Here is a 14,863-nt window from a genome sequence, read left to right on the forward strand (position 1 = left end):
GCCCTTTATTTTCATGCGGGATTTTGCACACCCAAGGAAAGCCATGATGGAAACGTTAATCAAAGAAAAAAGTAAACTTAAAAATTACAGCCTGATTATTGAAAACAGAACATTAAAATTAAATAATAGCCAAAAGGCGGTAAAGCTGAGTAAGAACCAGGCCAAACTGCTATTATGCCTGATCAATGAGATTCAGGAAAAGCAGACCATCATCCATTATATCTGGGGTATTGATAAAAACGATGCAAACGAGAGTAACTATCGCCAACTGGTGCGACGGACCCGAGAAATATTAGAAAAAAATGGGTTTCCTAATAATACTGTCATTACCATTCATAACTATGGCTTATGTATAAACACTAAACTCATTGAGCAACAAGACATTCCACGAAATTCGTCTATAGGCATTTATAACGATCGGGCAGCTCTCTGAGCCGCCATTGAAAGCCCATGCATATCCGTATACTTAAAATACTAGCACCTCTGCTATTTATCTGTACCCATTTAAAGAACTCATTGGGACAGCGCTATGCATGTCCCCCCACCTGTGTACAATCCAGACCAAAACCCTAACGGTATTCCATGATCAATACACTGCTCGCTGTATATTCGCCCCCAGTGTTTTCGTTCCCGTTGATCGTCACGACAAAGTCTAGAGGTATGGTATTACCGTTTATTTCCAGGGATACCCCCGTAGGGTCGAGCGTACGTCCGTTGACAGACATGTTAGCCGTTAACGTTCGCGAAAGCTTTATATCCGAGAGTAGTTTGAGTGTGACGTTAGTCGCGTTGGTACATTGCACCGTCTGTTGTTGTGTCAATTGTAATCCAGACGTTGCACCAGACCGTACGACGCCGAAGTCAAACACCATGGACGGAAGGCTTTCACACGTGACGTCAGGTGGGGCTATGCTCCCGCACGCGGTATCGGGGAGGTTCACCCCTAAGGTATTTGTACCATCCCGGTTGTACGGCCAATACTGGAAACATGCGTGAGCAGTATCAAAGTAGGGCCGGTTCATAGCGTCAGACCAGTTGGATATGTTGTAATGGCCGGAAATACCGAATCGGGATATGAACCGTGAGCGAACCGAAGACAGAGTTTCACGATCTCGGTACGTCAACATCCCGACAGTTTGGGCTGAGGGGTTGTATACGAACCCGATTCCGGGGTCGTATAATACCGCCACACCGAGGTAGCATTTGCCGGTGTAACATCGAAGTACGTTGTTGCCAGGTTCTTCTGTTGGCCAGGCATAATCAATATCAACCCCATACATAGAGCCGACGGGGCCGGTTATTTTCCCGTAGGTTGTGTACGACATTCCCGAGCCGCTCATCGAGGTCAACATGCCGGTTGCGACGATAATAGAGATTAACATTCGTTCTGTCATGTGTGTTATATACTCCACATACTGCGCGCGCAGTAATCAGTAAGTGCAACAGCAAATAATCAATGCCAGCTGGATTCAGCCGCTTGCAATTGACTGTTTGCCCAAATTTTCCACCGAGCCTCATACGCCCGCACCTTTGCCTCGATCGCTGACGGAGTCAGTCCCTTAGCTTTGGCTTGCTCGTAAAGCCGCGTTCGTTTTGCTCGATGGTTCTCTAACGCTCTGGGCGCTATGGTGGTGTCCGTGGGGGTAAACCATCCCCCCAATCAGTTAAATCCATGTTCAATTCCCTCAAACCGGCTTTTGTAACGCCTATTCATATTCCAAACTAAAAGTCGCTACCGCGCTGAACGGCCCGCGTTCAATGGTTTCATTGGCTATCGCCTCAGGCTCACCCTGCACATAGGCTTTGAAGATGAGCAGGTTGTCGTCCTTGGCTAACGGGTATTTCTGCCCGCTCTGGTTCAGCGGCAACGGCTCGCCTTCGGGGGTTTCCATACCGATGGCAATGCCGGAAGCCTGGCTACCGCCAGCCAGTGCCAACAACCCGGGTAAGTTCGGGTTCTCATTACCGCTGAAACGTACCCGTACCGTCGTGCCCAGGCTGAGATCGCACTCCGCCAAATGCAGCGTAAACTGCTGCCCGTGGGTACGCTGGTTCAGGTACAGGTATTTGTCGATCACCGTGCCGAAATCCAGCTGAATATTCTCTTCCCCCGGCGGGATCACGCAGGGCTCAGCCACTAATGCGCCATGAAAACGCACGTTGTCCTCCCCCATCACCAGCGGGCTGAGCAGCAGTGCTACCCCAGCCCAAGCGGTATTTAGCCAATACCGACGGCGGCCGTTATTCCCTTGCATCCGTTCCGCCCCCCTCATTGATAATTCGCCTGTAACGTTGCCGTAGCGACAAACGCCCCTTCTTTTAGCGTGGCCCCCGGGGTTTTTACCGGCACCGCCTCAAGCAGCGGCGGGTTATTCGGGTCAATGCCGATTGGCTGGTTCAGGGTAAACGGCTTGCCGTTTTGCAACACCCGAATGCCCAGATCCGCCAGATTGGTTCGGACCGCCGCCGTGTCATAGCCGGTCGGCTGCCCGCTCAGGGTCAAGGTCATGTCCAGCCCGCTGGCCCCCGGCTCACAGCTGATGCGATAGGCCATAGCCTTAAGGTAGTTAACCCCGTCGACCTTTTTAACTCCGACCCGCTCACCAAAATCGACATCGACCGTCCCGCCGTCGTTAATCTTGCAGGGCGGCGGCTCAATCAGGGTGCCGCTGAACAACAGATTGTCCGCGGCCCACAGCGGTGAACTGAGCAAGGCCCCCAGCAGCAGCAATGCCTTTATGGGTAAATCACACGTCATCGCAGTGCTCCTGTTATTGGTAATCCACTTTTAGGGTGGCCCCTGCCGAAAATGCGCCTGCGGTCAGTGTGCTGCCAGCGCGTTTGGTCGGCACCGCGCTCAACGTCGGTATCGCCGGATAAGTAAACCTGATCCTGGTATTTAGCGGCAGCGGTACATTGGCATCGGTAATAAACAGCGCGATACCCAAATCAGCCTTGTCAGTTCGCAGCACGTTAGAGCCGCCAAACGCCGCCCCCGAACCCTGCAGTTCCAAGGTCATGGCATTGTTGGTATTGCCGCTGCACTGCACGCTGTAAGGGACTGGCCGCCGATAGTTGTTACCGTCCACCCGAGTGGTCAGCACATCATTGCCAAACTCTACTTCAAGGGTTCCCCCGCCATTGATTACGCAGGGCGGCGGTGCCACCACCGTGACGGTGACCGTTACCATAGTGATCGCCTGTGCCAACGTGCCGGGTAGCAGCAGAGCGCAACTCAGGCACAGCCGCGCGAGGCCCCTCCGTTGGGCAATACCACTCAAAGTACTAGTCATAGCTCAGCCCAAAACTCATCTGCGCCCAGTAAGCGCCGGCCTGTAATGACGCCCGGGTGCGCTCGGGAGTAATGTTGTAAGTAAGTTCGTTCTGCCCCGGCGTCAGCAATAGCGGTGCGCCACGGCTGCCCAGACGCACATCACGCCCCCACACATCGGTCAACCGCAACCCCAGCCCACCAGCACCCTGCACCTTCACCAACTGGGGGTTGTCTGCATCCGCCACAGCGCTAAAGCTGACGGTAACCGCAGGCTGGTTGGCGCTCCACAGCCGGTTGCCAGTGCGAGCATCCAAAGTGCGAGCCGGGCCCGGCAGACAGTCCTGTAAGCGGAGCCGCACCACCACTGGGGCCCCGTGGTCGCCAATGTTGCGCAACCGCCCGGTGCCAGTCTCGCCCAGCTCAATTTCCTGCCAGGCAGAGGTCATATCCAACCGGCAAGCGCTTTCGGTTAAGGCTCCGTGCACACGCAATACGCCATTGGCCCCCTCGACCTGCCAGTTGTCCGCCGCCCGCGCTTCCACGCCAATCACCAGCGGCACCATCAGCACCAAGATCCCCCGAGCTAACAGATACTGACGTTCATGGCGTGATAACCAGCGGCGAAAGCCTTTCCCTGTTTTATGTTGCATCTCTCACTCCTTTTCCACGTCATTGCGTTGCGTCGTCAGTGGCTGTCTTTTACCGGTGTGGCGGTACAGTTGCCGCCACTGCAGGTGAACTGCAACTGCGGGCGACCGCCGTAATCATTGATGTAGGTCAGCACCGGGCTATTGCCCAATGCACTGGCGCTAGCCTTAAGAGTGCCTTTGCCCTTTGGCTCCACCATCAGCGGTTCAAAGTCTTTCAGTGACTCGCCCTTCACCTTGCTCCTGCCATCCACCAGGGTGACGAAGTACGGCGTCGGGTTATGCACCACGTAGCTATCCCCTTGTTTGCTCAGAGTGATTTTTTCCTGCCACGGCGTATCGCCAGAAGCGGTCATCAGCGCTTTGGGGCGGTAGAACAGTTTGATGCGCGTTTGCAGCGCGATCTGTAGCGTATTGGGCTTGTCGGTGCGTGGGGGTATCTCGCGCAGGTTGAAATAGAACAGCGATTCCCGATCCTGCGCCAACAGGTTGGCGGCTGGCAGCCCCTGCACTTTTACCTGGCTATTGGCACCCGGCTCCACACGTTGCACTGGCGGCAGAACGGTTAACGGAGTGGTGATCTTGTTACCCTGTGCATCTTCAATCCAGCCCTGTGCCAGGTAAGGCAGTTGCTTGTTCTCGTTGCTGATGTTCAGGCTGAGGGATTTTTGACTGCCGTCATAAATCACCCGGGTACGGTCCAAAGCGATGGCCGCCTGGGCGGACTGGGCCGTCAGGGCGCTAAGCAGTACGCCGGTAATCAGTGGTGCTGTTATGGTCAATTTCATTGGGTGGTTCTCATGCAAAAAATGGTCAATTTCGATTGTTCGCGTTATGCAGCAGCGGCGTTTTTCCCTCCCCCTCTCCCAAAGGGAGAAGGGGGTCAGATCGGCGCCCGCTGTCAGAGCCGTTTATCACTTCAATTCGGCAAGAGCGCGCTAGCATTTACCGTCAGGCTCCATCCTCACTCACATCCAGCAGGCGGCATGGCAGCAGTAGGTCGGTCAGGCCGCTGTTGGGGATTGTGCCCGGCAACGTCAGCTCACACTGCGCCCGCCCGCCCCAGTGCACGGTCATTACCTCACCGGCGTTGATGCCGCTCAGGTAAATGCTGCCGCCGTCGTTGACGATGCCCACTTCCTGCTGTTTATGGTTCAGCACCGTGGCGCCAAACGGTGGGGTAGAACCGTCCGCCAGGCGGATCACCGCCATGGCTTTTTCACCGGAGATCACCTCGAAGTGCCGGTAGCCGATCGCACCTTCAGTTAAGGTCGCCTGTACCACCGAATGGGTGGCTTCTGCGGTATCCGGCAGGTTGTTCAAATCGATGCTCACCCGATTGCGGTAATAGCTGCCCACGTCGGAGACCACCACCTTGCCAAAACGGTTGGACAGAGTGCTGGCCCCATAGCCTTGGATCGGAATTCCGGCTACACCGTCGGTGTCCAGCAGCATTCGGGTACCGCCCAGTCTGCCAGCTCGGTGCAACGCAGCACCTTTCGCAGTCGCGGTAGCGCCGCCCTGGAACGACAGCCCCAACGAGGAGTAACGCCCGGCCTGATAGCTGGCATTGGCGCCCATCTGAGCGATATCGCCCTGGTGGTTGTAATAGCCACTCGCCGTCGCCCCGCCGCGTGAGGTGCCCGCACTCAGTTGATAGCTGTCGTGATCGTTTACCGGTTCGAAATACCCCACCTGTTGGCTGTTGTCGTTGCGGTTCCAACTGCTGTTGTAGTTAAGGGAGCCACGATTACCCCAAGGCACTGAGAGCCGCAAATACATGCCATCGTCATTCACCCCGTTGTACTTATTACGATAAGCGTTGACTGAAACGCTCAGGTTCCTGAATCGGCCGATATCGAAATTACGCTCCAGCGCCAGGTTGTAGCGATCGTTATCCGGCCGATCCCAGTAGGTCTGGTGTTGATAGTCCAGATAGGCGCTCAGCCCTAAACTGCGGAACTGCTGGTTAAAGGTGATGGTGTACATCTCCTTGCTGTTCTGCGAGCGCGTGCCGTAAGTACGAGCATCCAGATATTCACTCATGCTCATGTAGTTCTGCTCTGAGAAGCGATAACCGGCGAAGGTGACCTGGCTATCGTAATCATCAAAGCGTTTGGAATAGCTCACGCGGTAAGAACCACCGCTTAGCGTTTCATCGCTAAACGGCAAACGGGCGCGGGACTGGGTGGCGTCAAACGACAGCGCACCAAACATCAGCAGGTCACGGCCAATCCCCAGCGCCAAGGCGTTATAGTCACCCCCAGCTACCCCGCCGCCGTAAAGCGACCAGCCGTTGCTGACACCCCAGGAAAACTCGCCGGTAGCAAACAGCGGGCCATTGACATGGTGACGCCAATCGTTCGGCCGCCCGGTGGCGAGCTTGTAGCGCACGGTGCCCGGGCGCGTCAGATAGGGCACATTGGCGGTATCCATCGTGAACGCCTGCACGCTGCCATCCTGTTCCTCTACCCGGATATCCAACTGGCCGGAGACCGCGCCATTGATGTCCTGAATACGGAACGGGCCCGCCGCCACCTGAGTCTCTTGCAATACCCGCCCCTGCTGGCTGATCACCACTTTGGCGTTGGTTTTCGCGATACCGGTAACTTCCGGCGCATAGCCGCGCAGGTTCGGCGGCAGCATGTTGTCGTCGGTGGTCAAACTGACACCGCTAAACCGGAAACTGTCAAAAATGTCGGAGATAAGGTAGTTCTCCCCTATCGTCAACTGGGCACCCAACCGTGGGATCGCCCGGTAGGCGTAAAAACGGCTCCAGTTCCAGCTATTCTGTGACGTTTGCTCGGAACCGGTCTGATGATTGAAGCGAGCCTGCCAGTCTGCACGTAACCGCCAGGCACCGAGGTTGGCGCCCGTCGTACCGTTGCCGCTGAGGTTATAGCTCTGCGTGCCGCTCTGCTGTTGCCGCTGGGTCTGAGCATTGACGTTATAGTCCAGCAGCAACCCGGGGATGCCCTCATCCCAGCGCGATGGCGGATCCCAGTTATCGGCGGTGTATTCCAGGTAGACCTGTGGAACGCTCACATACAGCTTGGCCGCCCCCAAATCCCCTTTGGTACTCATCCCTGGCAGGCTTTCGGGTACCAGGCATTGCTCCTGATGCCACCAGGCCAGCTTGTTCTTCATCTCTGGCTTTAAACCCAATTGCTCAACCAGTTCCGGCGTAACGCAGGCTTCACTGCCTTTCGGATCGTTATCCGGTGCATAAAAAGTCACGGGTTGCTCCAGCAACTCTTGCTTATTAATCTGCACTGCCATCATGTAGTCGCCCGGCATGATGTAACCACTACGGGAAAACTGGTCTAAATCGATATTACTGCGATCGTTAACGTCTAATACGTCGGTGTTAAAACTGAATTCATTAGCTTGCGCGGAGACCGTAGCGCCACCAATGATAGTGCTGATGATTAATCCCAGGGTACGCGGACGCGAAGGCAATGCCTTAAAATAAGATAACGCCATTATTTTCAGACCTTTTATATTATTCCATTAAGCGCTATTTCCATTATTTTAAATAATGACTACGCAATAAATTTACCCATCATCAGTGGAGAACCGGTGGAGGTGGATCAGTAATAATCCATTTTAAATTTCACCGTCGAATTGTACTCACCGGCACGTAATACCTGGCGATTACTCACCAAGCGTAAAGAATAATTTAATAACATCTCACTGGGTCTAATCTCGCCTAAGGGCAATGGTGCGCCCGGCGTGGCGATATTTCCCTGACCGTCTGAAATTTGTAGTGCCAGGCCTCTGGCTGAGCCGGATATGCTAAATAACCCAGCGTCCGCATGCCCATCAAAGGTGATTTGAAAGCGGCGCCAGTCTGGTAATGTTTTATCGTTACGCGTCAGGATGCAGTTCACCAAGCGAATAGAAAAGGGCCGTATGACTCCCTGACCATCGCGGGCAATTTGGCCGATTGGCACCACGCCCATATTGATGGTTTGATCACGGCTGCTGATGTCTATCGCGCAGGCGGTTTCAATAATCGCCCCCACCATATTCACTCTTCCCCAGCCCTGTGGGTCCTTGGCCCATCCCTGGCCCGCGCTACACAGACTCAACAGTAAAAATAGAGTGTAACCGACTGCTTTTATTGACATAAACAGTACTCGCAAATGGCTGCCGGGAAGGCATGCATGTGGGCAGCCCCACATGCACAACCTATTGCTATATCACTGATAAGCCAAGGTAAAGTTAGCTACGCTCTTGAAGTCACCCGGAGTGATGGTTGCAGAAGCACCGTCACCTTGCAGGTAGGCGGAGAACAATAAGGTATTCTTGCCATTTTGCAGCGTTTGCGTTGCAGTCGCATCACCCAGTTTAATCAGATGGCCATCGCCGTCTGTCATGATGATGCTGGCACCTTTGGCACTACCAGAAATACCCAGCGAACCATCTGGAACGCCTTTGGCGCCGGTGAATTTAGCGGTAACTGATTTACTTGCATCACCACTGATGTTGCATTTTTCCAGGCGAATTTCGAAGAACTTAGGTGTAGAAGTACCTGTGTTGCCATCGTCCTCCAGTGCCACGTTCGATACCTGACCCAGGTTAACGGTTTGGTCGATAGTGTCCGGATCGATAGAGCATGGTGCATCAATAATAGAACCGGTGAAGGTGACAGTACCATGCCCCTGGTCTTTATAAGCAACATCAGCAGCTGCATGAGCGAAAGAGGCGATCCCGAAGGTCAAAGAGACAGCGAGAACAATCTTGTTCAATTTCATTCCATATTCCTTTAAATGCTTAATGGTGAGAGCATCCAATGCGAATATATTGAATATATAGTCACACAGCTCTCAACGTTTATTTATTGCTTAACGCTATTATTGAGAGAACAATAACAGTTAAAACAAAATGTCGACTTGGCATTCGCGATTGATTATGCAGAAGCCCCTTGCGTCGGAACATATTATTACAAACAGAATAGTCTGATGAAAAGCGCAAAAATAGATCCAGGTCAATTTCGCCATAAAAGCCCAAGGTGGTTTAAATAAAGTCACGCGCAAAAATAAATAATCTAAAAAACCACCACAAAACAGAGTATAAAACTAGCATGTAATTCATTATTGATATTTTGATCTGATTTATGTTGATTTGCGACATAATCGTTGGATAATACACAAAAAACGCCACCCCACCCGTTGTGATGACATTGTTCTCGGAAATGGTCATTTATTCAAGTAAAAACAGAGTGTTATTCAATAACTGCCCGTGCAGAATAGCGTTCTAATGAGGTTCATCAATTAGCATGCAGTATCTTATGCCATTAGCAAAACATCAGTCCCGACAGCTACTGCCAATAGGCATAGCCTTATTGTGGCTACTACTTATCATGCCGCTATATCTACCTAATATGGGTGGGAGTGGTTTAAAGCTGCCGCAAAATATTATTACCTGGGGCGTGATGGCCGCCGCCGTCACCACAATTTGGCTAACGCTGCCGGCTAAGAAAATCATTTCTCTTACTGCAACCACCCGCTGGCTGCTGCTGGCCATCGTCATTTTGGCCGTGCCTTTGCTCTATACCTCCCCCCAATGGTGGGACGTTGCTTTTTCACGCTGGTTTGCGCTGGCCGGTGGCGCGGTATTTTATCTCTCTTTGCAACAGTGCTCGCCGCTGTACCGCTGGCAACCTTGGCTACTGTACGCCATCCTGACCGCCACTGTTTTCCAGACCGTTATTGCGTTACTGCAATTGGTGGTGCCGGATGCCGTACCTGAATGGTTTGCGTACCCACAGCTCATCGGACGGCCTTATGGCGTATTCCAGCAAGTAAATGTGCTGGCCAGCTTTATCGCTACCGGCCTGGCACTGGCGTTATTGCTATTTTTGCTGCCGGGCTTTGCTTTACCCTGCAAAAAAGCTGAGCGCCTCCGGCAATATGCCTTAGGGCTCCTGCTATTGGTATTTCCAGCGCTCTTGGTCTGGCTACAATCGAGGATCGGCTGGCTTGGCGGCGGAATCTCCAGCGTACTGCTACTGCTGCTGGGCTGGAAAACGGCCCGGGCACAGACTCTCGTCGCCGTAGGCATCATCATGCTGAGCGTCGCTTTGGCCATTGCTTTCCAGCTAAGCGGCAACATTGCAGATGTAGTACATGCAGGCTCAAACCACGCCCGGCTGACAATGCTAAGCACAACCCTGGACATGATTAGCGAGAAACCCTGGCTGGGCTGGGGATACGGCGGCTTCGAATATAGCTTCCAGCATTATCGGTTGGCACAGGGATTCTCCACTCAGGGCCTGGGTGTCGTGACCCATCCTCACAATGAGCTGCTGTTGTGGTGGGCAGAAGGCGGTGTCGTTGCATTAATCGGGGTGCTGATACTGATTTATGCCGGTGCAAAATTGGTGTGGCGAGTATGTCGGCCAGCAAGGCACGCAAACCCACAGCGAGTTACCCTGGCACGGGCGCTGATCTGCGTACTGCTGCCAATATTGCTGCACACCCAAACCGAATATCCGTTTACCCTTTCCACCGCACATTGGGCGATCTTTTTACTGCTGTTGGCACAGTTGGATCGGCTGACCAGCGGAGTAACAGAACGCCGTTCACTTTCAGCGCCCACCAGCGCCTTGCTTAGCGGCATGATCCCGGCACTTTCCGCAGCGACCCTGCTGCTGGCGGGGTGCGGATTGAATGCCAACCTGGCTTTAACTTCCGTTGAACGTAACCACCTGGCAGACATTGAACCGGCCCGCGCGGCGATGAAATATGATCTGTGGGTGAATAGCGAACGCTGGCACTACGACCAACAGACGCACGCTCTGCTGGCCTTTAACCAAACCCGCGATCCTGCCCTGCTCAACGGCTATGTACGCTGGGCACAAAACTACCTTTCCCGACGAGTCGACAACAATGTTTACGCTTCCTGGCTGGCCATCGCGCAATACCAGCAGGATGCGATAACCCACAGCAGGTTACGCCAAGAGGCTCATAGCCTGTTTCCTGACGATACGCGTTTTATTACCCCTTTTATTCCTCAATAACCGGAAGCTGTTTTATGACACCGATACTGCAAGTCCTGATCAACGACCTGGATCAATTTTTTTCTGCCGGGCTAGAAAAGCTCTTAACGGAACATTTTCTCGCCAAAGGCATTAAGTTACATTTTACCAATAACCCACTGTCGTACCCGATGGCCGATTTGATCTTCTGGACGCCAAGCAATACTCATTATCGCCTACCTAGCAACCTGCTGACTGAACGATATCTTTCCTCCCGCTTAATCATCGTCACATCCGGGGAGAAAAACTTCCTTTTCAATCGCCTGATTCAACGTAGGTTTAATCGGCACCAATCTTGTGCCGCCTTGCTAGCACTGGTTGATGAGGCCATCAGTAAAAAGGCCTCCTATAGCCATGAAGAGCTGGCTGCTATTGAAAACCCAATGGCCTTACTGACACCGCGCCAGAAAGAAGTGATGTATTACGTTGCCAAAGGAATGCGGGCCAGCAAGATAGCCAACAACATGCAGCTGCATGAAAAAACGGTAAGCGGCCATAAGCGAGCCGCAATGGGCAAATTGCAGCTTAAACGGACCTCTGATTTACACAACTGGCTGCTGCACAACCCTATCTCACGTTACACCGCGTGACGGCTTCCCACCGCTTGTGCGCAACCGTCAACCCATGGGCAGAGACGACGAGACCCGCCGCCACTCATGACACGAATAACGTTTATAACGACAAATCCCCTGGATTCTGCGAGAGAGTTCACAATTCAATCGCTAGCCCACAGCGCGCCCATTGTCATCATTGCGGACTGAGAGTAACGTTGCCTGCAATCTGGTTTAAACCAAATGGGTTAATTCATGGAAAACACCTCAACCGTAGAACTGGCGAAGCACCGGCTCAATGAGTGGCTGAGCCAAGGGGTTGTCGCCCCAGGGAGCAAGCTGCCTTCTGAGCGCGAACTGGAAGAGCTGCTGGGGATTAAGCGCATGACGTTGCGCCAGGCGCTACTGTTTCTGGAAGGCGAATCGAAGATCTTTCGTAAGGATCGTCGCGGCTGGTTTGTTGCGTTGCCGCGCTTTAATTACAGCCCTAATAGCTCCACCAGCTTCAAACAGGCCGCAATGGAACAAGGGCGTTTGCCTTCCTGGGGCTATCTGGCAAAAGAGTGCGTTCGCACTGCGCCACCGGAGATTTTGTCCCTGCTTGAAGTTGAAGAAGGCGCTGAACTTTACAAGATCTGCGGCTGGGGGGCATTGGATAGCCACAAGGTGTTCTACCACGAAACCTATATCAATACGCAGGTTGCACCTGGTTTTATCGATGAACTGGGTGAGCGCTCGTTTGCGGAAGTCTGGGCGACAACCTTTGCCAAAAAAACGCACACCCGGCATCTGGAATTTAAACCTACCCGCCTTTCGGGCGGAGCCAGCCAAGGGATGGGCGGTACTGTGGGTACCCCTTCCATACGGGTAAAAAAATATCGCGCCGATGAACAAAACCGCATCGTGCAGATCGATATCGAGCATTGGCGTTTTGAGTCCGTGGAATTTTTTATCGACCTATAGGGAACATCATGGATCGTTTACAAGCGAACAAGATTTTGCAGCGTGTAGCGGATATTCCACTGTATCTGCATGCCTACGCATTCCATCTGAATATGAGAATGGAAAAGATATTACCTGAGGATCTGTTGGATATTGCCAGCCAGCAACGGTTGCAGGGCGTGAAGATCCACGTGCTTGACGGTGAGAGCCAATCTTTAGGCTGCGCGAGCGATGAGCAGTTGAGCCGTTTTGGTGACAAGGCACGCCAGCTAGGGCTGGATGTGCATATCGAAACCAGCGCCTCCGATGCCAAAACCCTCGATCAGGCGGTGGCTGTTGCCCTCAAATCTGGTGCAACATCTGTCAGGTTCTATCCCCGTTATGAAGGGCATCTGGATGACGTGATGGTAAAAATTGCACAAGATATTCAGTATATTAAACAGAACTACCAGCATAGCGGCCTCAGCTTTACGCTCGAACAGCATGAAGATTTGAAAAGCCACGAGTTGATGAGCCTGCTGGCCAAAGCGGATTTCCCCCAGCTTTCGCTACTGTTTGATTTTGCCAATATGATCAACGCCAACGAAGAGCCTCTCCCTGCCTTGGCCGCGATGGCCAGCCAAATCACGCAGGTGCATATTAAAGATGCAGTGATCACCCACGAAGTTAACGGGTTAGGCCATAAAGCCTGCATCTCAGGACAAGGGCATTTGCCATTCAAGGAGTTGCTGTTGCAGCTTATTTGCCTGGGTGAAAACCAACCGCAGGTTATGGCTTATGGCCTGGAGGAAGAAGTGGATTACTATGCGCCACCGTTCCGCTTTGACGGTGAAGATCACAATCCGTGGATACCTTGGCGAGAAATGAGCGAAACCCCGCTTCCCGAGCAAGATATAGACCTAAGACTGGATAAAGAGCTAAGCGACGCATTACAGCAAATAAATTACGTCCGTGAAATCCTCAGTGAATTAAAACAGGATGCATTAGCCGTATTGAAATAATTTAAATTTTACCAACCAGGGCGAAGCATCTCATTTGAGATGGGATGACGCTATCTACAACTGTCAATAACACCACGATATCCAGTGGTGAGGTGGAACTATGCTAACAAAAAAGAAGTGGACTATATTTAGTCTGTTAGTTCTATGCGGCGGGACCATTTATAAACTGCCTTCATTAAAAGATGCCTTTTATGTTCCGATGCAAGAGTACTTCCATCTTACCAATGGTGAAATTGGTAATGCGATGTCGGTTAACTCCATCGTCACCACCATAGGTTTCTTTTTATCTATCTATATTTCCGATCGTTTACCCCGCCGGTTTACCATGTCTTTCTCATTGATTGCGACAGGGTTATTGGGCGTTTATTTATCTACCATGCCGGGCTACTGGGGCATACTGTTTGTCTGGGCGCTGTTTGGTGTCACCTGCGATATGCTCAACTGGCCGGTGCTGTTGAAGTCGGTCAGTTTGCTGGGTGACAATACTCAGCAAGGGCGGCTGTTCGGCTTCTTCGAAACCGGGCGCGGCATTGTCGATACGGTGATTGCCTTCAGTGCGCTGGCCGTTTTCGCCTGGTTCGGTGGCGGCTACTTAGGGTTTAAGGCAGGTATTCTGTTTTACTCCTCCATTGCCATTCTGGTGGGCGTTATCCTTTTCTTTGCCATGAAAGGCAACGCGGAGGAACCCGTGACTAAAGAGGAGCAGGACAAAACGGAAAAAGCCGGCTTCGGCAGTATATTAAAGAATAAAACGGTGTGGCTCATCGCCTTTAGCGTGTTCTGTGTTTACGCCGTGTATTGTGGCCTCACCTTCTTTATTCCGTTCTTAAGTAATATCTATGCATTGCCTATCGCGCTGGTTGGCGCTTATGGGATCATTAATCAATACTGCTTGAAGATGGTGGGTGGGCCGATCGGCGGTTTAATTGCCGACAAGGTTTTGCAATCGCCGAGCAAATATCTATTTTATACCTTTATTATCAGCGCGATTTTCTTGCTAGTGCTGATTGTCCTGCCTCATGAACAGATGCCGGTTTATTTAGGCATGATGTGTACCTTGGTGTTCGGTGCAGTGATATTTACCCAACGGGCGGTGTTCTTTGCCCCCATTGGTGAAGCAGGGATCAGTGAGAAAAACACCGGTGCAGCGATGGCGCTGGGTAGCTTCATTGGTTATGCGCCAGCCATGTTTTGCTACAGCCTGTATGGCCACGTGTTGGACGCCAACCCGGGGATCGTGGGCTACCAGATTGTCTTTGGTTTAATGGCGGTGTTTGCCTGTGCCGGGATTTGCGTTTCGGCTCTGCTGATCAAGAATATTCGTCAAAAACGCCAGCCTGAAGCGTTACCATCTGCGTAACTTATCAATTTTAAATCAATTGGTTGCGCAATAAGTACTTCCCCTC

Annotated in this window: 14 protein-coding genes; 6 read left to right on the plus strand and 8 right to left on the minus strand. The window is 52.3% G+C overall.

Going from position 1 to position 14,863, the window contains the following annotated elements:
• Nucleotides 1-43: 43 nt before the first annotated feature.
• Complete coding sequence (locus D9980_RS19295; RefSeq protein WP_162304291.1) at nucleotides 44-433, plus strand: winged helix-turn-helix domain-containing protein; 390 nt, start codon at nucleotides 44-46, stop codon at nucleotides 431-433.
• A gap of 1,273 nt (nucleotides 434-1,706) precedes the next feature.
• On the opposite strand, the gene D9980_RS19305 is transcribed toward D9980_RS19295, so the two are convergent.
• The 8 genes from D9980_RS19305 to D9980_RS19340 form a co-directional block, all read right to left on the minus strand.
• Complete coding sequence (locus D9980_RS19305; RefSeq protein ID WP_121609053.1) at nucleotides 1,707-2,255, minus strand: fimbrial protein; 549 nt, start codon at nucleotides 2,253-2,255, stop codon at nucleotides 1,707-1,709.
• A gap of 14 nt (nucleotides 2,256-2,269) precedes the next feature.
• A complete protein-coding gene (locus D9980_RS19310) occupies nucleotides 2,270-2,758 on the minus strand; it encodes a fimbrial protein (RefSeq protein WP_121608163.1) in 489 nt (162 codons plus the stop codon).
• Between the two features lie 13 nt (nucleotides 2,759-2,771).
• A complete protein-coding gene (locus tag D9980_RS19315; protein ID WP_121608164.1) occupies nucleotides 2,772-3,293 on the minus strand; it encodes a fimbrial protein in 522 nt (173 codons plus the stop codon).
• Nucleotides 3,286-3,924 (minus strand): fimbrial protein, encoded by a 639-nt coding sequence (locus D9980_RS19320; RefSeq protein WP_121608165.1) that lies wholly within the window; start codon nucleotides 3,922-3,924, stop codon nucleotides 3,286-3,288. Before D9980_RS19320 ends, D9980_RS19315 begins: the two co-directional genes overlap by 8 nt.
• A gap of 35 nt (nucleotides 3,925-3,959) precedes the next feature.
• A complete protein-coding gene (locus tag D9980_RS19325) occupies nucleotides 3,960-4,709 on the minus strand; it encodes a fimbria/pilus periplasmic chaperone (RefSeq protein WP_121608166.1) in 750 nt (249 codons plus the stop codon).
• 163 nt (nucleotides 4,710-4,872) lie between these two features.
• Nucleotides 4,873-7,404, minus strand: coding sequence for an outer membrane usher protein (locus tag D9980_RS19330; RefSeq protein WP_121608167.1), 2,532 nt, complete (start codon nucleotides 7,402-7,404; stop codon nucleotides 4,873-4,875).
• A gap of 107 nt (nucleotides 7,405-7,511) precedes the next feature.
• Nucleotides 7,512-7,949, minus strand: coding sequence for a fimbrial protein (locus D9980_RS19335; protein WP_121608168.1), 438 nt, complete (start codon nucleotides 7,947-7,949; stop codon nucleotides 7,512-7,514).
• A gap of 174 nt (nucleotides 7,950-8,123) precedes the next feature.
• Nucleotides 8,124-8,678, minus strand: a complete 555-nt coding sequence (locus D9980_RS19340) for a fimbrial protein (protein WP_121608169.1) — start codon at nucleotides 8,676-8,678, stop codon at nucleotides 8,124-8,126.
• Nucleotides 8,679-9,268: 590 nt separating this feature from the next.
• Here D9980_RS19340 and D9980_RS19350 point away from each other — a divergent pair.
• From D9980_RS19350 to D9980_RS19370, 5 genes are all read left to right on the plus strand, one after another.
• Nucleotides 9,269-10,945: a PglL family O-oligosaccharyltransferase gene (locus D9980_RS19350; RefSeq protein ID WP_238393652.1), complete on the plus strand. Its 1,677-nt coding sequence runs from the start codon at nucleotides 9,269-9,271 to the stop codon at nucleotides 10,943-10,945.
• Between the two features lie 14 nt (nucleotides 10,946-10,959).
• Nucleotides 10,960-11,553 carry a response regulator transcription factor gene (locus D9980_RS19355; protein WP_121608172.1) on the plus strand — a complete coding sequence of 198 codons (594 nt, stop codon included), beginning with the start codon at nucleotides 10,960-10,962 and terminating at the stop codon, nucleotides 11,551-11,553.
• Nucleotides 11,554-11,769: 216 nt separating this feature from the next.
• On the plus strand, nucleotides 11,770-12,477 hold the full coding sequence (locus D9980_RS19360; RefSeq protein ID WP_121608173.1) for a GntR family transcriptional regulator: 708 nt from the start codon (nucleotides 11,770-11,772) through the stop codon (nucleotides 12,475-12,477).
• A gap of 8 nt (nucleotides 12,478-12,485) precedes the next feature.
• Complete coding sequence (locus D9980_RS19365) at nucleotides 12,486-13,457, plus strand: sugar phosphate isomerase/epimerase (protein ID WP_121608174.1); 972 nt, start codon at nucleotides 12,486-12,488, stop codon at nucleotides 13,455-13,457.
• Nucleotides 13,458-13,557: 100 nt separating this feature from the next.
• Nucleotides 13,558-14,817: an MFS transporter gene (locus D9980_RS19370; protein WP_121608175.1), complete on the plus strand. Its 1,260-nt coding sequence runs from the start codon at nucleotides 13,558-13,560 to the stop codon at nucleotides 14,815-14,817.
• Nucleotides 14,818-14,863: the final 46 nt, after the last annotated feature.

Origin of the sequence: Serratia sp. 3ACOL1, assembly GCF_003668775.1 — a bacterium.
Lineage (GTDB): Bacteria > Pseudomonadota > Gammaproteobacteria > Enterobacterales > Enterobacteriaceae > Chania > Chania fonticola.